At 43.5% G+C, this 21,437-nt stretch carries 21 protein-coding genes, 1 pseudogene and 1 riboswitch; of the genes and pseudogenes, 12 read left to right on the forward strand and 10 right to left on the reverse strand.

From position 1 onward, the window contains the following. Positions 1-405: 405 nt before the first annotated feature. On the forward strand, positions 406-1,704 hold the full coding sequence (locus CEF20_RS00245; RefSeq protein WP_408607790.1) for an arsenic transporter: 1,299 nt from the start codon (positions 406-408) through the stop codon (positions 1,702-1,704). A gap of 15 nt (positions 1,705-1,719) precedes the next feature. Beyond that, the gene (arsC, locus tag CEF20_RS00250) at positions 1,720-2,121 is read left to right on the forward strand and encodes an arsenate reductase (thioredoxin) (protein WP_100329977.1); all 402 of its coding nucleotides are present in this window, start codon (positions 1,720-1,722) and stop codon (positions 2,119-2,121) included. 194 nt (positions 2,122-2,315) lie between these two features. Here the strand turns inward: arsC and CEF20_RS00255 are convergent, their stop codons facing one another. Both CEF20_RS00255 and CEF20_RS00260 read right to left on the reverse strand, forming a co-directional pair. Further along, a complete protein-coding gene (locus CEF20_RS00255; RefSeq protein WP_100329978.1) occupies positions 2,316-3,140 on the reverse strand; it encodes a methyl-accepting chemotaxis protein in 825 nt (274 codons plus the stop codon). A 457-nt stretch (positions 3,141-3,597) separates the two neighbouring features. After that, on the reverse strand, positions 3,598-5,052 hold the full coding sequence (locus CEF20_RS00260; RefSeq protein ID WP_408607791.1) for a CapA family protein: 1,455 nt from the start codon (positions 5,050-5,052) through the stop codon (positions 3,598-3,600). Positions 5,053-5,653: 601 nt separating this feature from the next. Between CEF20_RS00260 and CEF20_RS00265 the strand changes: the two genes are divergently transcribed. Beyond that, positions 5,654-5,830, forward strand: coding sequence for a helix-turn-helix transcriptional regulator (locus tag CEF20_RS00265; protein WP_100329980.1), 177 nt, complete (start codon positions 5,654-5,656; stop codon positions 5,828-5,830). A gap of 371 nt (positions 5,831-6,201) precedes the next feature. Here the strand turns inward: CEF20_RS00265 and CEF20_RS00270 are convergent, their stop codons facing one another. Together CEF20_RS00270 and CEF20_RS00275 are read right to left on the reverse strand one after the other, a co-directional pair. Then, positions 6,202-6,708, reverse strand: a complete 507-nt coding sequence (locus CEF20_RS00270; RefSeq protein ID WP_100329981.1) for a methylated-DNA--[protein]-cysteine S-methyltransferase — start codon at positions 6,706-6,708, stop codon at positions 6,202-6,204. Positions 6,709-6,711: 3 nt separating this feature from the next. Next, positions 6,712-7,290: a bifunctional transcriptional activator/DNA repair enzyme AdaA gene (locus CEF20_RS00275; RefSeq protein WP_100329982.1), complete on the reverse strand. Its 579-nt coding sequence runs from the start codon at positions 7,288-7,290 to the stop codon at positions 6,712-6,714. A 376-nt stretch (positions 7,291-7,666) separates the two neighbouring features. Between CEF20_RS00275 and CEF20_RS16440 the strand changes: the two genes are divergently transcribed. Beyond that, positions 7,667-7,825, forward strand: a complete 159-nt coding sequence (locus tag CEF20_RS16440; protein ID WP_157796161.1) for a hypothetical protein — start codon at positions 7,667-7,669, stop codon at positions 7,823-7,825. Between the two features lie 218 nt (positions 7,826-8,043). Continuing rightward, positions 8,044-8,484 carry a GNAT family N-acetyltransferase gene (locus CEF20_RS00280; protein WP_100329983.1) on the forward strand — a complete coding sequence of 147 codons (441 nt, stop codon included), beginning with the start codon at positions 8,044-8,046 and terminating at the stop codon, positions 8,482-8,484. Positions 8,485-8,673: 189 nt separating this feature from the next. On the opposite strand, the gene CEF20_RS00285 is transcribed toward CEF20_RS00280, so the two are convergent. The 4 genes from CEF20_RS00285 to CEF20_RS00300 are packed head-to-tail and all read right to left on the reverse strand — an operon-like array spanning position 8,674 to position 11,794. Next, positions 8,674-9,396, reverse strand: a complete 723-nt coding sequence (locus CEF20_RS00285) for an amino acid ABC transporter permease (RefSeq protein WP_100329984.1) — start codon at positions 9,394-9,396, stop codon at positions 8,674-8,676. A 13-nt stretch (positions 9,397-9,409) separates the two neighbouring features. Next, entirely contained in the window at positions 9,410-10,114 is a 705-nt protein-coding gene (locus CEF20_RS00290; RefSeq protein WP_408607792.1) for an amino acid ABC transporter permease, read from the reverse strand. A gap of 38 nt (positions 10,115-10,152) precedes the next feature. Then, entirely contained in the window at positions 10,153-11,025 is an 873-nt protein-coding gene (locus CEF20_RS00295) for a transporter substrate-binding domain-containing protein (protein ID WP_100329985.1), read from the reverse strand. Positions 11,026-11,038: 13 nt separating this feature from the next. Beyond that, complete coding sequence (locus CEF20_RS00300) at positions 11,039-11,794, reverse strand: amino acid ABC transporter ATP-binding protein (RefSeq protein WP_100329986.1); 756 nt, start codon at positions 11,792-11,794, stop codon at positions 11,039-11,041. Positions 11,795-11,973: 179 nt separating this feature from the next. Between CEF20_RS00300 and CEF20_RS00305 the strand changes: the two genes are divergently transcribed. The 6 genes from CEF20_RS00305 to CEF20_RS00325 all read left to right on the forward strand — a co-directional run bounded on the left by CEF20_RS00305 (position 11,974) and on the right by CEF20_RS00325 (position 19,511). Next, a complete protein-coding gene (locus tag CEF20_RS00305; protein WP_100329987.1) occupies positions 11,974-13,134 on the forward strand; it encodes an acyl-CoA dehydrogenase family protein in 1,161 nt (386 codons plus the stop codon). A 573-nt stretch (positions 13,135-13,707) separates the two neighbouring features. Next, entirely contained in the window at positions 13,708-13,941 is a 234-nt protein-coding gene (locus CEF20_RS17235) for a DUF2243 domain-containing protein (protein ID WP_269799203.1), read from the forward strand. A gap of 13 nt (positions 13,942-13,954) precedes the next feature. After that, positions 13,955-14,158: a DUF2243 domain-containing protein gene (locus CEF20_RS17240; RefSeq protein WP_269799222.1), complete on the forward strand. Its 204-nt coding sequence runs from the start codon at positions 13,955-13,957 to the stop codon at positions 14,156-14,158. A 502-nt stretch (positions 14,159-14,660) separates the two neighbouring features. Next, positions 14,661-17,285, forward strand: a complete 2,625-nt coding sequence (locus CEF20_RS00315) for a cation-translocating P-type ATPase (RefSeq protein WP_100329988.1) — start codon at positions 14,661-14,663, stop codon at positions 17,283-17,285. An 18-nt stretch (positions 17,286-17,303) separates the two neighbouring features. Beyond that, positions 17,304-18,335, forward strand: a complete 1,032-nt coding sequence (locus CEF20_RS00320; protein WP_100329989.1) for a DUF1835 domain-containing protein — start codon at positions 17,304-17,306, stop codon at positions 18,333-18,335. 171 nt (positions 18,336-18,506) lie between these two features. Continuing rightward, entirely contained in the window at positions 18,507-19,511 is a 1,005-nt protein-coding gene (locus tag CEF20_RS00325; protein ID WP_100329990.1) for a hypothetical protein, read from the forward strand. A 30-nt stretch (positions 19,512-19,541) separates the two neighbouring features. On the opposite strand, the gene CEF20_RS00330 is transcribed toward CEF20_RS00325, so the two are convergent. Together CEF20_RS00330 and CEF20_RS17395 are read right to left on the reverse strand one after the other, a co-directional pair. Continuing rightward, entirely contained in the window at positions 19,542-20,384 is an 843-nt protein-coding gene (locus CEF20_RS00330; RefSeq protein WP_100329991.1) for a protein-glutamine gamma-glutamyltransferase, read from the reverse strand. Between the two features lie 106 nt (positions 20,385-20,490). After that, on the reverse strand, positions 20,491-20,649 hold the full coding sequence (locus CEF20_RS17395; RefSeq protein ID WP_100331944.1) for a glycoside hydrolase family 66 protein: 159 nt from the start codon (positions 20,647-20,649) through the stop codon (positions 20,491-20,493). 99 nt (positions 20,650-20,748) lie between these two features. After that, a riboswitch (cyclic di-GMP riboswitch) is annotated at positions 20,749-20,831 on the forward strand. 116 nt (positions 20,832-20,947) lie between these two features. Between CEF20_RS17395 and CEF20_RS17400 the strand changes: the two are divergent. Next, a pseudogene (locus CEF20_RS17400) lies at positions 20,948-21,376 on the forward strand (protoglobin domain-containing protein); the annotation flags it as partial. Between the last annotated feature and the right edge of the window lie 61 nt (positions 21,377-21,437).

Genomic DNA, 21,437 nt, shown 5'->3' on the forward strand with positions numbered 1-21,437 from the left:
CTGCATGCTTAATTTGTTCGGGTCTGCCCGGTGCAGGTGACAAAGGCGCAGTCTTTGTTCTTCTTTTATCAGCGAGGATGAAGGAAAACTCCCATGGAAAGGATTGAAGCATCACTTTATCATAAACCAGAAGGAATCATGGAGGGGAAGAGATGCATGCAGGCATGAATGTGACCAAATTAGAGAAGCTCTTTGCATCTAATCAAAATTTGTTCAGTGTTTTTCAGATAAAGTGAAATCCAAAAAATAGAAGATACAGCCTGCTGCACAACATTAAAAGAAGAAAAATTTTTTTGGCTGCTAAGAGACCAAGAACACCCTTTAGTTGAGAGCTTGTGCCAGGCTTTATACGAAAAGAACTAGAAGAGCGGGGGTTATGCATCTTTCGCAGCTGATGGAGGTTAAATAGTGTCAACAGCAATAGCGGCATCCATTATATTCTTAGGAACACTTATTTTAGTTATTTGGCAGCCCAAAGGTTTGAACATTGGCTGGTCCGCCTGCGGCGGAGCGCTTCTCGCCCTTTTAGCAGGCGTCGTCGGAATTAGTGATGTTTTAGAGGTTATAGACATTACATGGAATGCAACCTTATCGTTTGTTGCAATTATCCTAATCTCCTTAATATTAGATGAAATTGGATTATTTGAATGGGCGGCTCTGCATATGGCCAGGGCAGCAAAGGGGCATGGAATTAGAATGTTTGTCTTTGTCAGTATTTTAGGAGCCATCGTTGCGGCCTTATTTGCAAATGATGGGGCAGCTCTTATTTTGACCCCTATCGTGCTCGCTATGGTGCGCCATTTACATTTCAAAGAAAAAATGATCTTTCCCTTTATTATGGCGAGTGGATTTATTGCAGATACGACTTCTTTACCTTTCGTAGTAAGTAACTTAGTGAACATTGTATCGGCTGATTTCTTTCAGATTGGTTTTATTGAATATGCTTTAAGAATGATCATTCCGAATCTGTTTTCAATGATAGCGACGATTACGATATTATGGATTTATTTTAGAAGCAGCATTCCGAAAACATACGATTTGTCTAAGTTGAAAAAGCCTGCTGAGGCTATTAAAGATTCAAAAATGTTTCATCTTTCCTGGTATATTCTCGGGTTGCTCCTAGTTGGTTATTTTGCTAGTGAATTTGTTCAGCTTCCGGTTTCTATTGTTGCAGGAATGATCGCGATTTTCTTCATATTCATGGCAAAAAGAAGCCATGCGGTCAATACGAAATCCGTTATACAAGGGGCACCATGGAATGTTGTGTTTTTCTCGATTGGAATGTATGTAGTGGTCTATGGTTTGGGAAATGCATGGTTAACCCATTCGTTAGCGCGTTTCATTGAAGTGACAGCCGGGCAAAGTGAATTCGCGGCAGCAATGGGAATGGGGTACATTGCCGCTTTCTTATCTTCCGTGATGAATAATATGCCGACGGTTATGATCAATGCGTTGGCGATTGCGGAAACGAATACTTCGGGTACAATTCGGGAAGCGCTTATTTATGCCAATGTTATTGGGTCCGACTTAGGACCCAAAATTACCCCAATCGGCTCACTAGCCACTTTAGTATGGCTTCATGTTTTATCTCAAAAAGGAGTAAAAATTTCATGGGGAACCTATTTTAAAACAGGGATTGTTTTAACCATTCCCATCCTATTTATCACATTGCTGGGTCTATATGTATCCTTATTACTTTATTAAAGGGAGAAATGCGCCATGTCTAAAAAAACTATCTACTTCTTATGTACGGGAAACTCCTGCAGAAGCCAAATGGCAGAAGGCTGGGCGAAGAAATATTTAAGTGATGAGTGGGAGGTCTTCAGCGCGGGAATAGAAGCTCACGGATTAAATCCTCATGCAGTAAAGGCCATGCGGGAAGCTGGCGTTGATATTTCGAGTCAAACATCGGATCGTATTGATCCTGAGATTTTAAATACGGCTGATCTGGTGGTTACATTATGCGGAGATGCTGCGGACAAATGCCCGGTTACGCCGCCTAATGTTAAACGGGAACATTGGGGGTTTGATGATCCGGCTGCAAAAGAATGGTCTGAATTTCAGCGCGTTCGTGACGAAATTGGTGAACGGATAAAGCAATTTAGTGAAACAGGAAAATAATGTGAAGGATTCACGAACGATAATGGCAAAGATTCTTCCGCCCTCCGTTCTTTCATTGAGAAAGGATCACAAGTGATCAACCATTTTACAGGGTTTAGCCGTTAGTTCCTTCTTTGGCTGGACCGGCTTGTGAAGCAGCCTCAAAGGATAGACAAAGCAGCTGTCTTGTTCAATTCGAGGCAGCTGCTTTGTCATTAACGTAAAGCTTCTTTCATGAAATTTTCCATTTCCAATCCTAATGCGTTCAGCTGCTCGATAATTTCACTGAATTCCTGCACGAGTGTAGCTTGTTCATTGGAGGCGCTTTGGATTTGGAACATACTTTCTTTTAAATTCTCTAAATTCTCTTTGACGCTTTGAAGAGAGCCTTCGATTTCATCCGTTGCCTTAGAGGTCTGCATGGATAGTTTACGCACTTCTTGAGCAACGATTGTAAAGCCGGCGCCATGCTGTCCTGCGCGCGCCGCTTCAATCGAAGCGTTGAGCCCGAGCAAATTTGTCTGGCGGGAGATATCTTTAATCAGGTCTGTAATGCCATTTGTCCGGTCTGAATCCTGCAGCGCATGAGCTGTTTGTTCATTGATTTCATCACTGGTAGCGGCCAGTTCTTCGGAGTGCGACGCCACCGTATGGACTTTATCTTGCAAATTATTCGTAATGGAATTGATCGTTTCCATATACTCTTTAAGCTTTTCCTGACGATCGACGGGCAGTCCGAAAGCTAACGCGCCAACGATCTTGCCATCTTCATAAACGGGATAAGCATAGGCGGAGATAGGGATACCGTATAAATCCTTCGGTATATAAAGATTTGTTTCTTTCCCCTGCAGAGCGCCATTCACGTTTTCGTCTCCGGGGTTGCATGGGTCTCCAGGCTTATATTGGCTATCTACTCGTTCACCTGGCAAATAGCTCAAAACCGTTCTGTTTTCTTTTTCAACAACTGCCACAATAGCCTGCCTTCTTAATGCTTTGTGTATATAGGGAGTGGCTATGGTTAAAGCTTCCAAGGTGTTCATCTTAAACGCTCCTTTTAAAAAATAAAATGGTTAAATATGATTATATTTCCAATTATAAAGTTAAAAAGAAACTTTTTACAAACAAAATATCAAAATTTATACGCCATTAGTCTTATTTGTGATCAGAATGTGTCCGTTTTTCTGGGAAAATGACGGGTGATAGAGCGGTAAATACGGGAGGATTCTTTTGGTAATTTAACTTCTGCGGTAAATTTAGCCATAGAAAAACTGCACCTATAATGGCAGAGGTTGTCCAACAATTGTAGGTGCAGTACACGCTGGAAAATCAGCATTCTTGAGTTTTCAGTTTGGCTCATTTTGCTCACAAAGGACTCATTAGAAAGTTCGAATTTTTTTTAGTTTACTCAGCAGATGTTCAGCGCTATTTTATCCCGCTGTAAGAGAGCCCCTTCAACAAGTAAGTGGGGATCACAAAGTCTAAGCGGGAAGGCTCATTTTATTCTGCTTTTTCAAGAAAAGGATCGAAATAATCAAATTCTCTGACGCCGTTGGGAATGATGCGGCTGATTCTCGTTAGTTCTTTTACGATTTCTCTTGCTTTTTCACCGAAGACCGGCAACGGCTGATAGTTATTTTCGGCTTCGCTCCCATTAGAGTTTTCGAGCACGGGAGCAATTCGCAGTCCTTTCATGACGACTGCACCGCCTTCTTTGGCAAATTTGAGGCGAAAGATAGCCGTTTGCCGTGATTTTAACGTCGGATCTGCCCCAAACGCATAGTCTCCCATGCTATAGACGATGTATTTTCCTTTGTACTTTTCCACGCTTTGTAAACGATGAGGATGATGGCCGATAATAATATCGGCTCCGGCATCTAACGCGGCGCGTCCGAATTTCGTTTGATAGAAAGCCGGCGTTTCCATATATTCGATTCCCCAATGCATATTGACGATGACTAAATTATCTTTTCTTTTATACTTCTTCACATCGCGGACAATATTTTTAAGATAGGAATCATCGGACTTTCTGTATCGGTAATCATAGCCGAGGAAGACCGTTTCAATGTCATTGATTTGCTCAATAAGCGGCATGCCTTCATTAAAGACAGCCACATCCTGTTTTTTAAAAGCCTTCAGCGTATCGCGGTACCCTGCTTCAAAATAATCCATTGTGTGGTTGTTGGCCAAATTAGCTGCTTCTATCCCGCTTGCCGGCAAAAAAGCTGCGTATTTGGGATGGCTTTTAATTCTCCACAATTTGTCTTGGGCCTTGGTCTTTGTGGTGAAGGCACTTTCTGCGTTAATGACGGTATAATCATCCGAACGAAACCATGGAAGGCTGTTCTTATAAACATATTGATTATCTCCCTTATTCTTTTCAAACACATAATCGAACTGTAAATGCTTAGGCGCCTCAGGATAAGTGCCGAATGAATTATCGCCTACCATGCTGAGCGTGATTTCACCGGGTTTCTTTTGGCCCCGTTCATAATTAGCCGCCGCTGCATAAAACCAAACGTAGGGATCAATCTCTTTCAGGCGCAGCGAAGGCTCTGCTTTTTTTAATTTGGCTAGAGCAGACAGGTAGCTCGGATATACTCGGCCGAACGCTTTTTCGTCTGTATTTCTCTCCCGGTAGGAGTCAACTGCTTGTAAAGAGGAGTGTAACTTATTTATATATTGCCCTTTGGCATCCTCCTTCACTTTGTATTGATGGATTTGGGACATAAGATGGTTCATTTTTTTTTCTGATTCCGCAGACCCGCCTGAAGAAGCTACTAGCTTTAAAGTTTCATGGGCTTGTTTGGATAATTTCTCAACAGCTTTTTTTGTGAGAATTGAATTTTCCCTTTGAGTATCCGGTTTCGTTTCCCCTTTTTCTGTCATCCAAAAAATGACGGCACTTGCTCCGAGCAAACAGGCTGCTATTGCCAGCCATCCGCGCTTTCGCAGTTTCTTTTTCATCGTTTTCCTTCCTTTTCCCTCATGGCTGAGCAAACGAGACGCCCATCCACTATCCTATTTCTTTTGAAAGCGTTCATTGCATAGTCCTATTTTACCGCATACCTATTGCTTGTGTATAATTTTTCACAAAAATACAATAAAAAGGTTACATTCTAATTAAATGGATGTGAGCCCAATCGTTTTCAAAAGGTGCTAAAGCTCCTTTGCCTTCTTGAATATGTGAATAAGAATGGCAGTCTAGCTGCTGCAATAAAGTTTACTGCTGAGCTCTTTCGTTTTGTAAGAGTGTATCTTTATTTGGGATGTGTCGATATCCATTTAATAGGAGTTTGAAAAATCGGTCTTTTCCATTGTGTGATCACGTCAAAATCATACGTGCAAAAGATCAATTTCGTCGGGCTATACGGATTCCTCCGATGATGATGCTGGCTAGGATCAATATCAAGGAGCGTGCCAAGGCATAACGCTTCCTTTAAGTTTGTATGGGGATTACAGATTTTCCGAACGAGAAAGCCCACACAGGTCGCAGACCGTCTTTAGACGTGGGAGTCTCAAACGCCATTCGTAAGAGAGTGCGGGGTTCCGGCTCGTGCCTGAGAAAATGACCGCCTTGCCGAGAACGGATCAATTGACACCGACAGAGAAGAACGCGCTCAATCAAAGCGCACTGAAGAAGACAAATAAAGAAATAGGCAGGGGATTAGCGATGAGCCATTGTACAGTAAAGTTTCATATAGCGACCATTAAACGGAAGCTTGTTTATTAAGACGAGGGTCGGAGCAGCAGCTAAAGGCTGCGTGCTGAGGCTGCTTGAATGGTTATGCGACTGAGGCAGAAGAGGAGAGGGATCTGTCCCCTGATACCGAAGAGTGAAGCAGCTCCTTATTTAATTGGCAAATATAGACGACAGGCTGACGGTTATTTCTGTGAGAATATGTGCATAGGGTCTTCCAGCGATCGCCTGTTGTTGCAAAGTGCTGCACAGGCGGTTTTGAGAGGACGGGCAGCATGATGTCTCTGCTGTTTTTCCGCAGCCGTTTGCATCGCCCAAGCTTTAAAGGTTCCGGGGATGAGGGGGATCCAGAAAGAAATCTGTGTCACACAAGCTGTCTTTATGGAGGAGTGCAGGGAATAATCTTATATCCCTTGCCCTTTTTCCAAGGCCAAAAGCCGCTTTTTCATATCAAGCCCGCCCCGGAAACCAGTTAATGTGCCATTTTTTCCAATGACCCGGTGGCAGGGAATGATAATGAAGATTGGGTTCGCCCCAACGGCTGCTCCGACAGCGCGGGCTGCATTCGGTTTTCCGATCGACTTTGCAATGTCTGAATAAGTGACTGTTTGCCCAAAAGGGATGTGCCGCAGCGCTTGCCAGACCTTTTGCTGAAATGGTGTGCCGCATAGATCGACCTTCGATACAAACTCCTGCCGGTTGTTTTCCCAATATTCACATAGCTCGGCCGCATATGGTTCCAGTATCTTTTTGTTTTCTTTCATCTCTTCGCGCGGACATTGTTTCTGAAGAAAGGCAGCCATTTCATTTACCGCTAAATGATGCGGGCTCGCGTAGCACAACCCTTTCTCAGTCGCAGCGAGACGGAATCTCCAGTTTTTGTGATGAAACTCTGTCCAATAGATTGTCACTGTTTATCCCCCTCCTAATCTTTTCAGTTTCTCCCTGGACGCCATTCGAAATTGTTTAGGTGTTAGCCCTGTTTGCTGTTTAAACAAGGTAATGAAATAAGAAGTATTGAGCCATCCCACTTTGACACCGATGTCGGCAACGGATTGATCGGTGTCAATCAACTCCCGTTTGGCGTTTTCCGTCCGCACGCGCTGTATATATTCTATCGGCGATACCTTCATGATTCTTTTGAAAGTCTTTTGCAAATGGTGAGGGCTGCCGTGGAAATGGCCGGCTAATACAGTTAAGGTCAATGGCTCGTGGTAATGCTCATGAATATATTCTTTTATTTGGATTACCCGTTCTTCATCTGGCATACGTAAGCTGCACGGATTACATCGTTTGCAGGGACGAAATCCTTCCTCCAGCGCATGCCGGGCATCTTGGAAAATACGAACGTGCTCTTTGTTAGGATTGCGGGATTTACAAGAAGGGCGGCAGAAAATGCCAGTCGAACAAACGCCATACAGAAAAACATGATCGTAAGAAGCGTCATTCGTTGTAATAGCTTGCCATTGCTGCTCTGTGACCAAACCAATCATCGACTCACCTCTTTCCTTGATCTCCATTATAACCGCTTTATTTCTGTACCTGAATGGTTTCGGCACATCATCGCAAGATATCGAAACTTTTGCTGTCTCTATGCTGCACCTATAGAAAAAGAGAAATCGTTATGGCATATTCGTGATTGACACGTCTCCGCGATGGAGGAGTTTAGATTTTATGAAATTATTCTCCATTTAGCGCGGTGAATGAGTGCGCACTTCAAGTAACGGCGGACGGAGATGTTATTAACGAAGAGCAGTGTTGCCGTTTTACAGAATAGGCATCCCTATTTTTTGAAGCTGCTTGCTGGGCAATGATCGGTCAGCAAATACATAGGCCCATTGCCTGCATGCTGAAGGGGGAGTCTATGAAATGGGAAGGAACGCGTCTTTTTCGTCCCGGGAAGTCATCGCTAATTTATCAGTTAATGAGCTGACTCCGCAAGAGGCGCGCTATGTTAATCAGTCAATAAGCTGGAGGGCTTTTCGAAAAAACTTTGAGAAATTAACGAAAGAAGATGTGAAGTTATAGAAGGAATTTGTCTGCTTATGCCGAACTAACAGAGAGTGCAATTGAGGAGCAGATCGTTTGCTCATTATAATTGTACAGTGTAATGTTGACAATCCCATCTTAAGAGGAGTGATGTGGTATGTATAGAAGAACAAATTGTTTTGCCAGCAGGGACATATTCAATTAGTAGAGAGTTCATGACAATGGATTTCTCTACAGCAAGGGGAGGAATCCGGAATTTGATTAGTTTAAGATCCATTGATCAGAATAATTGGGAAGCTTGTACTAAACTAAAGGTTAAAAAAGATCAGCAAGGCTTTATCGCTTCAAATCTGTATTCGATTGCTGAGAGTAAATTTTTTCCTCACTGGAAGACAAAGGCGATCTATTGGGAAGAAGAACTTATCGGTTTTGCGATGTATGGGATAGACGGCGATGATGGAAATTACTGGATATACCGGTTTATGATTGATGAGCAATTTCAAGGGCTTGGACATGGAAAGAGCGCAATGAAGCTGATCATTCAAGACATCGAAAGCAGCGAAGATCGCACGGATATCATATGGCTCGGGTATGATCCGGACAATGAACAAGGAAGAAAGCTATATGCCAGGGTCGGTTTTCAAGAATCAGGCATGGCGTCCTGGGGTGAAATGTTAGCGAAGTATAGCTTTTGTTAGATGACTGAAGGGAGCAGGCCCGTGCAGCAAATACTTTCGTGCTAAAGATGCCGCGGCGCCTTTAGCCTTGATGAAAAAAAGAATCATGTAACATAATAAATATTCTTGGATTTAGCATCTAGTATACGATAAGTAGGCAAAAAATAAGGATGAGTTCGGCTGCTTGCACCAGACTCATCCTTATTTTTATTAATTGGCCGCAGCGGTTATTTTTCGCTTGTAAGTGCTGATATACTTTTCCGAGTAATGAAAGACGACTTCAAGTAATAAACAAATGACCCAATAAATAATCGAAGCGACTAAGTACATTTCTAAGAAGTTGTATCCTTGATTCGCAATCATTTTCGAAATCGCTAGTATTTCTACTACTTTTACCGCAAAGGCCAGGGATGTCGATTTGATTAAATTAATGAAAATATTTCCCATATTAGGCAGGGCCATCACGATCATTTGTGGAAATACGATCCGGCGCAGACCTTGCCAAGTGGTCATGCCGACACTATGACAAGCCTCCATCTGTCCTTTGGAAACAGAGTTTAAGGATGCGCGAAAAATTTCCGCTGTATAGGCAGATGCATTCATGGAGTAGACGATAAAAGCATACCATAAGGGTGAAATGGCCTCTGCATCCCAAGCAGTGTTCCACGTTTCATTAATCCAGTGCAGAAGCTCCGGCATGCCATAAAAGAAAACATATAATTGCACAAGCAGCGGTGTTCCTCGTATAAAGGAAATATAAACGGCTGCTGTCTGGTGCAGCACCGGGATTTTATATACTCGCAGCAGCGCCAGCCCCAGCCCTATCAGGGATCCAATGATGATGGCCACCAAGGCTATCCCTAATGTAACCGGAACACCTTTTAGAACTTCGGGAAAATGCTCGATCGCAAACTGTATATCCAAGACTTCCATTAACATCTTCCTCCTAAGACTTCGCTACATTGACGCGCCCTTTTGTAAACCGTTTTTCTAATTGATGAATGCTTACTTCAATGGCGGCGCAGGCTCCCCAATAAACAAGGGAAATGACAACGTATACTTGAAACATTCCCAGGCCGTAGTTATTGCCGATGATCAGGCGAACCTGGCCCATAATATCCACGACACCAATTGTAAAAGCGAGGGCGGTATCTTTTAATAATTCAATAACCGTATTTCCCATGTTTGGCAAGGCAAGAACGAAAGCCTGGGGCAGAATGACTCTGCGCAGCGCCTGAAAGTATGTCATACCTACGCTATAACAAGCTTCCAATTGATCGTTGCCTACTGCAAGATAGGCGGAGCGGATGACTTCTGATAGGTATGCTGAAATATGCAGCGAAAAGGTAGCAACGGCAAAGATGATAGGAGCTAAATCATTAATATAAATGCCAAAAGCCATCAGCAATTGCGGCAGTCCAAAATAGACTAAAAAGAGCTGCACAAGCAAGGGAGTGCACCGTGTAAATGAAATAAAAACGGTTGCCGCCTGATGCAGAACGGGTACTTTTTGAATCCGTATAATGGCTATGAGTACTCCCAAAGCCAGCCCTAGAATAAGGGAGGCTAAAAGCATCCAAATGGTAATGGGAAGTCTGGCTAAAACCTGCTGGAAAAGGTCGTTCCATTGATGAATGGAAGAATCCACTATATCTCACCTTCCTAAAAATAGAGAGCTTTTACAGCTCTCTATTTTTTATTTTCATTGTCAAATTGATATTGTTTCTGATTGATATAATCCAAATCCTCAAAGAAATTGACGCCGAACCACTTTTCAGCCAGCTTTGACAGTGTGCCATCTTTCTTTAGTTCTTCTGTAGCCTGATTGATTTCCCGTTGCAGTTCTTTATTTTGTTTGTTGTAGACAATATAGACAGGCTCCTTGGAAACAATTCCGCCAATTTTAATATCCAGTTTTAATTTCTCTTGAATGGCTTCAAATGTGGAAACATTTAAAAAGACTGCATCGTATTTGCCGTTGACTAGTCCCTTTAAATTATCCGCATTGGATGGATGTTCCATGGTCTCAATTTCAACGGCATTGTCTGGGTTCTTCTCGTTATAGCTGTTTAAAATGGTGCGCAAGCCTCCGCTTGGAGCCATCGGGGCCAGTTTCTTTCCTTTTAAATCCTTTAATGCTTGAATGTCATTTGTGTCATTCCGTGTAATAAGGGCTGTCATTGAGTACCCATATTCAGGGTTGCCGTACAAAAACTTAGCCTCGCGCTCTGGGTTTTTGAAAAACCAGTTTATGGCGAAATCAAATTTGTTCGTGCTCACGCCAATTAAATTTCCTTCTTCCTCACCAAACTGATATTCAAATTGATATTTATCGCCTAATTTTTTCTCCACTTCTTTTAAATAATCGATATCGTAACCGATAGGCTGGTTCTGATCATTTGTATACAAAAATGGAGGGTTGACTTCATCACTTAAGGCTACTTTAATGATTTCCTTGCCATCCTTTGTTTTTTCCTTTTCATTCGTGAAGCCGCAGGCTGAAAGGATGCCGCTTACCAAGATGATTCCTGTTAGTAATGCACCAAGCGTCTTTAATTTCATCGTTGTTACTCCTTTAGATCATATATTCTGGCTCTTTACTTAACCGGCGCAAAAATTGTTTTGTCCGCTCCTTTGAAGGGTGGCCAATAACCTCCTCAGGTGGTCCTTCTTCGATAATATGTCCGCCATCCATAAATACAACATGATTGGCGACGTCACGCGCAAACTCGATTTCATGTGTGACGACAATCATCGTAATGCCTTCTTTGGCAATCGTTTTCATCAATTGCAGTACTTCGCCGACCATCTCCGGATCCAAGGCGGAGGTCGGCTCATCGAATAAAATGACCTCGGGATTTAGCGCCAAAGCCCTAGCAATACCTACACGCTGCTGCTGTCCTCCTGAAAGACTGGATGGATAATCATTCATCTTTTCCGTGAGACCGACTTTTTCTAATAAGGATTTTGCGATTCCTGCGGCCTCCTCCTTCGGCTTCTTTTGAGTAACAATTAATCCTTCGGTAATGTTCTCTATTACTGTTTTATTTTGAAAGAGGTTGTAGTTTTGGAATACCATCGCTGTTTTGCGGCGCAAATGCAAGATTTGTTTTTTTGAAGGCTTTTCAGCATCGACCGTTACATCTTTCCCAATTTGTATCATTCCCTTGTCGGGGCTTTCTAAATAATTTATACATCGCAGCAAGGTGGTTTTTCCGGAGCCTGAAGGGCCGATGATTGTCATGACATCGCCTTTTTTTACTTCAAGATCTATCCCTTTTAAGACTTCATTATCTTTAAAGCGTTTGTGTATATTTCTTAACTTGATCATTGCTTCACCTTCTGTTCAAGTATTCTGATTTTTTGATATAAAGGTAATTTAACACAACTATTCTGACCTGTAAAGTTTGTTTTAGTTTTTTTCGAATAGATGGATTTTTCAAGAGATTGTCTGTATTATTAAATTCATAAAAACTTATAAGTTAACTTAGGATTAGGAGGATATGATTCATGAATTCTGTGCAAGCTTTCGTACAAACAGAGGAACAGCAGCAAGTGATTGATCAATTGCATAGACTGAAAGGGCAAATCATAGAAAGGGGAGTTCAGGCAGATCAAGAAAATGGCTTTCCTTTTGAAAGCTTTCAAGATTTATTATCCATGGGCTACAACCAGATGACGCTGCCTAAGGAATACGGCGGAAAAGGTTTCGGCATTTATGGCATGCTTTTGTTTCAAGAAACACTTGCCAGCTTTGATGGGCCGACGGCTTTAGCGATCGGGTGGCAATTGGGAGTTGTGGGTGAGATTTATGAAAAACAGGCTTGGTCTGTGCATCAGCTGCAACAATTTGCAGACGAAATTGTCCATCATCGCGCTTTGGTTAACCGCGCTGTCAGCGAGGTGATTACAGGCAGTCCTACACGCGGGGGCCGTCCTGGAACAAACGCGGAGCTCGTCGATGGGAAGTGGCATATTTCAGGGAGAAAAAGCTTTATGACTCTTTCCTATGCGCTGACACATTATTTAACTTCCGCATGGATTGAAGAAAAGCAGGCCATCGGTTTCTTCTTAATTCCTAAAGAAACAGTGGGAGTGTCAATAGAGGAAACTTGGGATGTGATGGCCATGCGAGGAACAGCTAGCCATGATCTTATTTTGGATGATGTGATCGTACCGGAGGAGGCCTTAGTCGAAGTGAATGATGGGCCCCGAGGCAATAAGCTCAATGGCTGGGCTCTTCATATTCCAGCTGTCTATTTGGGCATCGCCCAGGCTGCCCGTGATTATGCGGTGCATTTTGCAAGCACTTATTCGCCCAACAGTCTTCCAGGCCCTATTGCGGAGCTTGCGCACGTTCAAGAAAAGTTGGGCCAAATCGAATTAAAGCTGATGAATGCGCGTCACTTCTTATACAGCGTGGCGAGCCGTTATGAAAATCCTGAAACACGCGCCTCCATCACTAATGAATTAGGAGCCGCGAAGTATATTGTGGTGAACCATGCCATCGACATTGTCGATTTAGCTATGCGCATTGCAGGGGCAAAAAGTCTGCACAACAGCAATCCGCTCAGCCGCTATTATCGCGATGTGCGAGCCGGTCTGCACAATCCTCCAATGGATGACATGACGATCACGAAATTAGCACAAGAAGCTATCCGTCATCTGTAAGGGGCCAGCATTCATCTCTTCTTACAGATTTTCCGAATGAGAAAGTCCACACAAGTCGCAGACCGTCTTTAGACGTGGGAGTCTCAAAGCTATCAATGGAATTAAAAAAGACGGCCTCAGTTTAATACAGAAATTCTTTTTTTGAATCAGCCTAGTCTTTTTTAGAAAGGTTTCTGTTGCAGGACGTTTGTTTCACTTATGGAATAATACCATTTATAACAGTATTTGAAGATCGGCCCTTTGATCCCGCAAAATTATAGAGGAAGGTAATTTTTCCCGAATATCATAATGGCTTTCGTTGTTCTTTGTATTTTAAGCCTTAATAAAGAAAAAAGGGTGAGTACAGGGGCCCGTAATAACAACACCCAATAGTATTTGTATTAAAACGCCGTTATAGGGCGTTTTTTCTTTGCTTTAATGAAATAATTTTAGTAACGCCATTCCTTGTTTTTGTTGAACGAAGTAATCCCAATAAGGCCTTTTTAAAATTGAAATACTAAAGTTTAATAAGTATTTATTTGGAAACACTACTTTTATGAATAACAACTTCATGTTTTATAAAGGGGGATTCAAATGAATATTATGACGGATATGAGGAAGAACGGAACCTTACGGGGATCATTTTTATTAGGTATCGGGCTAATTGGTATGCTGGACGGCATCATTTTTCACCAAATTCTTCAGTGGCACAGTATCTATATGCATACCAACCGTTTTAATCAAATTGTAAGTGATGGTCTTTTCCATTTACTAGTGACGATCGTTATTTTTTTGGGGCGCAGTTGTTTTATGGAAAACCAGTCCTAATGATCAAAGCAATATAGTATTCATTAGCGGTTTGCTCTTTGGAGGAGGGCTTTTTAATTTTTTTGAAGGGATTATCAATCATCATATCTTGCAAATTCACCACGTTAAACCTGGGGCATATCAGCTCTACTATGACCTGGCTTTTGATTTTGCAGGTTTAGCTATGGTTTTAATCGGTATATGGCTTTATAACGCTCATAAAAAAGTCAGTAACTAAAATACTCATACAATTACTCAGTTCTTTAATCGAAAAAAGTTGTAAATAAAGCGATTACATTTGACTATAAGAATAGCATTGCATCTTTCCCTGTGCAATGCTATTCCTTTTTAATTCCTTCAGCATGTAGCCGCTTAAAGGATTACGTTTTCTTTATTTCTTTAAAACAAGCTCCGTGAGATCTTCCAGCTCTGTACATCCTCTTTTATTCCTTGAAATGCCCTTTGCATTGTCCTTAACATAATCAGAGCACCATTTTTGCAGTTTAGGAGAGTGAGTATAAACAGGAAACCTCTTCGGCAGGGGGTTCTTAGCTGCTTTGAAGGCAAAGGTTTAGCTCTACTTCACGGAAGCGAGCAGTGTATGAGTAGGAATATCGTATTAAATATGGCAAAATATACATGTATATAAAAAGATTCAGAGTGTGGCGGCCGTTGGGACAAGGAATGCTAGTTTCCAGTAGATGAGCAGGAAATCATGTAAGCAGGCGAGGAGGCTTGAAATGGAATTCTATCAGCATAGCAAAGAAGAAGTGTTGCAGAAAACGGGTTCCAGTGAACAGGGGTTATCGAGTGAAGAAGTACAATTGCGCCTGAAGCGGGATGGCTATAATGAGATGAAAGACCAAGAAAGGGTGCCGGTGTATCAGCTGTTTTTGGAAACGTTTAAGGATCCGATGGTCATCGTCCTTCTAGGGGCGGCAGGGGTGCAAATTCTGATCGGCGAAATAGCTGAGTCGCTCATTATTTTTCTCGTTCTGCTCCTTAATTCAGTGATTAGTGTAGTGCAGACAAGAAAAGCCGAAAGCTCTTTAGAGGCGTTAAAGGAGATGTCGGCCCCGAAAGCGAAGGTAATGCGGGATGGAAGCAAGCGGATAATAGCAGCAAAAGAGCTTGTTCAAGGCGATATTGTCTTTCTTGAAGCCGGGGATTACGTGCCTGCGGACGGACGAGTGGTAGAAAGCGGATCGCTGAAAGTCAATGAAGGCATGCTGACAGGTGAATCAGAGGCGGTCGAGAAAATAACGGACGCGATTGAAGAAGAGGCGGGACTCGGTGATCGCCGCAATATGGTATTTAGCGGATCTCTGGTTGTTTACGGACGGGGTACTTTTGCTGTGACGGGGACGGCCGAGCGCACGGAAGTAGGAAAAATTGCTGATATGCTTGCAGCAGCGGAGCAAAAGGAAACGCCGCTGCAGCGAAAGCTGGATGCTTTCAGCAAAAAGCTCGGCGTTGGGATCCTATTGCTTTGTTTCGTGATTTTTGCCGTGCAAGCCGCGCGTATTTGGCTCGGCGGCAATGAAGCGGACATGACAGCGGCTTTGCTGGATGCGCTGATGTTTTCCGTCGCTGTTGCGGTTGCAGCCATCCCGGAAGCGCTGCAATCCATCGTTACGATCGTTCTTGCGGTCGGCACCAACAAAATGGCGAAGCAGCATGCCATTATTAGAAAACTTCCCGCTGTGGAAACATTAGGATCTGCGAAAATCATTTGTACAGATAAAACGGGCACCCTCACACAAAATAAAATGACGGTGACCGATCATTTTCTCCCGAATAAACAAGGGCCATTGCCGGAGCTTGCGGATGACTGGGATGAATCAGAGCGATGGCTCGTTCGCATCGCGGCCCTTTGCAATGATTCATACCTTAATAAAGACGGGCAGGATGTGGGAGATCCGACTGAGGCGGCTTTGATCCATTTTGCTAATCAGCATGCACATGATTATGAAGAGCTGCGTGCGCAGTATCGTCGAATAGCAGAGATTCCGTTTGATTCCGACCGCAAGTTAATGTCTACTGTGCATCACATCGACGGGGACACGATGATGCTGACCAAAGGAGGCCCCGATGTTATGTTCCAGCGTGCCGGCTATGTGCTGGCGGATGGGAAGGAACAGCCGATGACCGAGCATTGGCTGAAGCGCTTTGAGGAAGCAAATGAGCGCTTTTCGAACCAGGCGTTAAGGGTGCTGGCATACGGCTATAAACGTTTGCCGCAAGGAAGGGGGAAAATTGGCCGCGAGGAAGAGCGTGATCTCGTTTTAGTCGGTTTAACCGCGATGATGGACCCGCCGCGAGAAGCCGTTTATGGCTCGGTCGATGAAGCGAAAAAAGCCGGCATTCGGACGATCATGATTACGGGGGATCATAAAACAACGGCGCAGGCCATCGGCCGCGACATTGGTTTAATGGGTGAAAAGGATGCAGCGGTTACTGGTCAAGAGCTCGATCAAATGTCTGATGAAGAGCTTGATCAAAAGCTGGATGCCATCTCCGTGTACGCGCGTGTATCGCCGGAGAATAAAATCCGCATTGTCCGGGCTTGGCAGAAAAAAGCGGCGGTTACCGCGATGACGGGTGACGGGGTGAATGATGCTCCAGCACTAAAGCAGGCGGATATAGGAATTGCGATGGGAAGCGGCACTGATGTGGCGAAGGATGCGGCGGCGATGATCTTGACAGACGATAATTTTGTTTCAATCATCCAGGCTGTTCGAGTCGGAAGAACGGTGTTTGATAATATTAAGAAGGCGATTAGCTATTTGTTTGCCGGCAATTTAGGAGCGATTATCGCCATTTTATATGCGGTCATGTTTAACTTGCCGAATCCATTCACCGCTCTGCAACTGTTATTTATTAATCTTGTGAATGATTCGCTGCCTGCAATTGCTTTAGGAGTAGAGAAGCCGGAGCCGAATGTTATGCGAAAGCCGCCCAGACCGCTGGATGAGGGGATCTTCGCTGGGGGAATGAGGAAAGCGGTGCTGATACGCGGGACGCTGATCGGAGTAGCTGTAATCATTTCGTTCTATATCGGTTTATCGCATTCCGATGAGATGGGAGTGGCGATGGCCTTTACGACGCTGATCTTATCAAGAACGCTGCAAACCTTTGCTGCCCGGTCCAATACGCAAACGGCCTTTCAATTTGGCTTCTTCAGCAATAAGTATGTTATAGGCGCTGTCATTCTGGGATTTATCCTATACGGTATGACCGTGCTGCCGTGGACTCGTTCTGTTTTCAGTATCCCGTCTGCGTTTGGTATTATAGATTGGCTGCAGGCGGCGACGTTGGCCTTCGCAGCGGTCATTTTGATGGAGCTTGCCAAGAAGCTCCCATAGTATATGGAGGCAGTCATTATGGATATTACAACGATGAAAAAAGTGATGGAGCAATTTTCGGAAGAAGAAGTGAAATCCCTGCTATTTCAAGTCTTTTTAAGAGCGGATCTCTGCAAAGAAACAGCTTATTCAGAAAAAGAGCTTGCCAAGGACTTGCAGAGTATATTCGAATCTATGCGCCAGCTGGCAAAAGAACGATCAGAAGTGGATCAACCAAAACATGATCAAAAGGTCCATATTCTTTTTTCTGATTCAGCTGCCGGGGGAGTAAAAGAAGTTTTAAAGAAGAGCGGGGCTATTCATAAGGAAACAGTCATCTCCTTTTGGGAGGATTTTTCAAACGGCCCTGTTTGGAAACTGCACGAAAAGTCAGGGGAGGCATCCCGGTTTGCTTGGAAGCAGCAAGCTATGTACAAAGAAGATGAAGTGCTTCAGCTATACAAACAAACATTTCAAAAGGCGGTTCTCCAAATCCATTCCATCCCTGAAGGAGTGCCCATTGCGATTTGGGCTGGGGAAAACGCTCATGAGCAGACCGGCCTAAGATACGTGGTTTATCTATTAAGAGAAAAAGATAATCCAGTGACGCTTATCCATACATCTAAGCATGGCGAGGAGCTGCTGAATCAACAGAATCAAGGTTTAAGTACGGGGGCATTATCAACTGAAAAGCTTCAAAGCTTCTATGAACAAAGCATGGGTGAGCCAGTTCTTTCTCAAGAAGAGCGTAAAGACTTAGAAAAAGAATGGAAGCTTTTATCGGAAAATCCAGACACGTTAAGGATTTGGAGAAATGCCAGCATACAAATGGTTCCTGAGGACTGCTATGATTCATTGATTATTCAAAAAGCGCAAGATCTGCACAGGAAGCAAGGCTTGCAAGATTTTATGAAATCAGCGCGATTGATTGGCGAAGTGCTGGGGGAATTAGATCAGTGTGTTGGGTGTGAATTTTTGGAATATCGGCTAAGAAAGCTGATAGAAGATGGTGTGTTCGAAGCGAAAGGCAGTCTGAAAGCTATGCGGTATTATAGTGTGAAATTGCTTTAGTTCGGACTTTGCCGATTTCACAGAATCACTTACAGGGAGCAGACAGGACGTTTGTTTGAAGTATTCAATTATTAGGTTAGTGCTCATTAATCAACTTCTGTCTGTTCTTTGGGCTTGATAAAGGACCGACTGTGAAACATTGTGATTTCCCGGTCAAATTGGAGGTGCTGCATGTATCTTTTAAATATTGAAAATAGATTTTCTGCCACAATAGAGGAAGATTTATATGAAAGGCGCATGAAAGAAATTGCTCGGCAAAAGCGGCAGCTGTTTCACTATTTTCTTCGTCGTGCGGGAGCAATGATCGTATATGTGAATGGTCAGAAAAGTGAAATTCAGCGCATCCGGCAAATACTTCATTCGAAAGCTGGAGAGGTAGTAAAGATCAAAGAGGCTGAACACGAGTATAGTCTCCTCATTCGTTTATCGGCTCAAGTGGTCGGCAGCATTTTGGAGAATGAAGAAGTGTTCAATCAAACCTGCTGCATTCATTTGCTGGATGCCCAAGAGAAGACGGCTGCAATCTTTCACCAAGGGGCAATTTTTTATGAGGCGCCGAGTGATTTGCCAGCCGTTGATTATGAACGAAAGGATAGCGAGCCGAAATATTTAACAGTCTTTACTGACAGTGAGGCAGATGGCATCGAAGTGAAAAATGCGGCACACACTTTTCATATTTGCGGTGAGGCGGATGACTACGTAAAGGCAACGGAAGAATTGGCCAAAGCTTTGGCTAAAGAGCTGTTTGATTACCCTTTCTACCTTCACTTTGAAGCCTATGACGATATGAAGGAGGAGTTAATGCGTGAATGGCAGCCGCAAAACATTCGCTATCAGCATACAAACCGAACGGTGCTTACGATGACAAATGGGTGCACGTATCATGCCGAAGTGCCGGCGTTTTCCCTCGCTATTCATAATGAAGAAGAACTGGAAGAGTTTTTGGCTGAATTATTTTATTTACCGGCGCAAAATGAAGCTTTTACGCTGAGTCAGCGGCCGCATATGACCTACTGTGACGGCTATCAATCAATTGATTTAAAAGATGGGGAGGCAGTCATTGCTTTTGGTCATGATGCCCAAGGCTGCATTGTATACAGCAATAAAGAATGTTTTAGTAAGCTTGCACACATCAAGAGGACTATAACGAATGGCTGGATTGTTGAGTTCTCCTGAGCATTTTGGCTGTTAAGGAAAGAGTGACCGCTAAAACAGCTGATGATAAGCCATCATGAAATATGTTACGTATTGGCTAAAGGAAATCGAGCTTTCATTATGGTGAATCACCCCGTGCGGTATTTTGTTGGTTCGCGGCAGCAGCGATAGCTGAGCCAAGCGGTTAAACCCTGGCCGTGTAACCGAATTCGTCAAATAGGCGGATTGCTGGCTTCCCGGCTTTCTTTTTTTATTTAAAGTCCCGATGAATTGCTCGGCAGTTCCTATTCCGATGCCATGGCCAAAATAGGTTCCATCCTCAAGAACGACAGCATTTTCCCCTCTCCACCAAGAGGTTTTTGGATGAAAGTCCGGGTTGTTAAAATAGACGACATCGCCAGGTAAATGATGATTCGTGTGAATGGTATGAATACCGAGATCCGGATCGGCATGCCAGCTGTATACATAAAGCGACTGGAACCATTGGTTAAATGCCTGCTCTCCTATGCTCGTTAAGACCGCATGATAGTAGATCAGCATCATGGCCGTGGCACACTCAAAGCCATACAACGAGCTGTTTAGATAGACATCTTGAATGGCCTGCGACGGGAGTGCACCGCTTCTGAGCAGAAACCCTCCGGTCCTGGTTACGCGCCAATACTTAGGGTTGGCGTGTGCTTTGGAAAAGGTCTTAAACGATGCCTGCCCTGCGTTCATCGCCTTGGCGGTGATGAGAATATTTTTTCGCAGCTTAAGTTCAAAGGCTAATTCTCTTGCGGATGGGTACGAATAGAGGAGTGGCTGTTTCACCATTCGCTCTAGAATGACTCGCTCTATCCGCTCCTTTGGCCACTCGCTGCTTGGGTGAAACGGCCGCCCTGCCAGTTGAATCATGCGCTCTCCTCCTTTCTAAGTATAGAAAGTTTCAATTACTACTAATCTATTCGGTTCCTGTTTTTATATTCCGCAAGCGCAGACCACAGCTGTTTGAAGGTCCGCCTCATTTGTACTCTATCACGATCATATCCCAATACTGCAATGATGGAACGGTAAAGGTTACTTTATCTCCCGTTTGTTTAAAAGGGAGATTAACCGGCTTGGCTGAGGCTTGATCAGGTGTGGCCAGCCAAATTTTGAGAATGTCCTTTTCATTTCTGATTTTCGGAGTGTCTGATTCGTCCGCTTATTTTAAATGATTGAAAATTTTCGGTATTGTGACATTTTTCACGTTACTTTATTACTGTATTTGCTACAATGAATGAAAAAAGGAAGCGATGAATATTCTTTTGTGATGGGCGCTTGAAGGAATAGGAGCTAGTAGCGCAACCGGCCTTACTGGAGGTAGAATGGTGAATCTGCTTGGGTTAGTCCGATCTAAGAAAGAGGCGGAGCGTGGGAAGCCAGAGGAAGAAATACCTGTAAAGGTGACGATTAACGATGCCGTGATCCTTGAGAAAATGCAAATGATTCAGCTGACAGAAGACCAATTGCAGCTCGTCAAAAAAGTTCGCCCTATTTTGGATAAGTTCATTGATCAGCTGGTCGGAGAATTTTATGGGGCTGTTTTAGACGTTCCTCAGCTGAAAGAAATGATTGAAAAATACAGCACTATCGAACGCTTGCGGAAAAAGCTGAAAGCTCACTTAATGGAATTGTTTAATGGAAAAATCGATCAAGAATTTTTGGAGAAGCGCTTTGAAGCAGCCAAGACTCATTATCGAATTGGGCTTGAGCCATCCTGGTATATGGGAGCCTTTCAAAACATCCAAAATTCGTTTGCTTCGCTTATTTTTCGCGAGTTAAAGGATGTGGAAGAAATCGAAGCGGTTCTTTCGGTTGTGAATAAGCTCATCAGCTTTGAGCAGCAAATTGTGCTTGAAGCGTATGAGCAGGAAAATGTGAAAAGACTGCGTCTGCAATTTGAACAGGGGCAGGAGGGGTTAAAAA

Origin of the sequence: Bacillus xiapuensis, from assembly GCF_002797355.1 — a bacterium.
GTDB lineage: Bacteria > Bacillota > Bacilli > Bacillales > Domibacillaceae > Bacillus_CE > Bacillus_CE xiapuensis.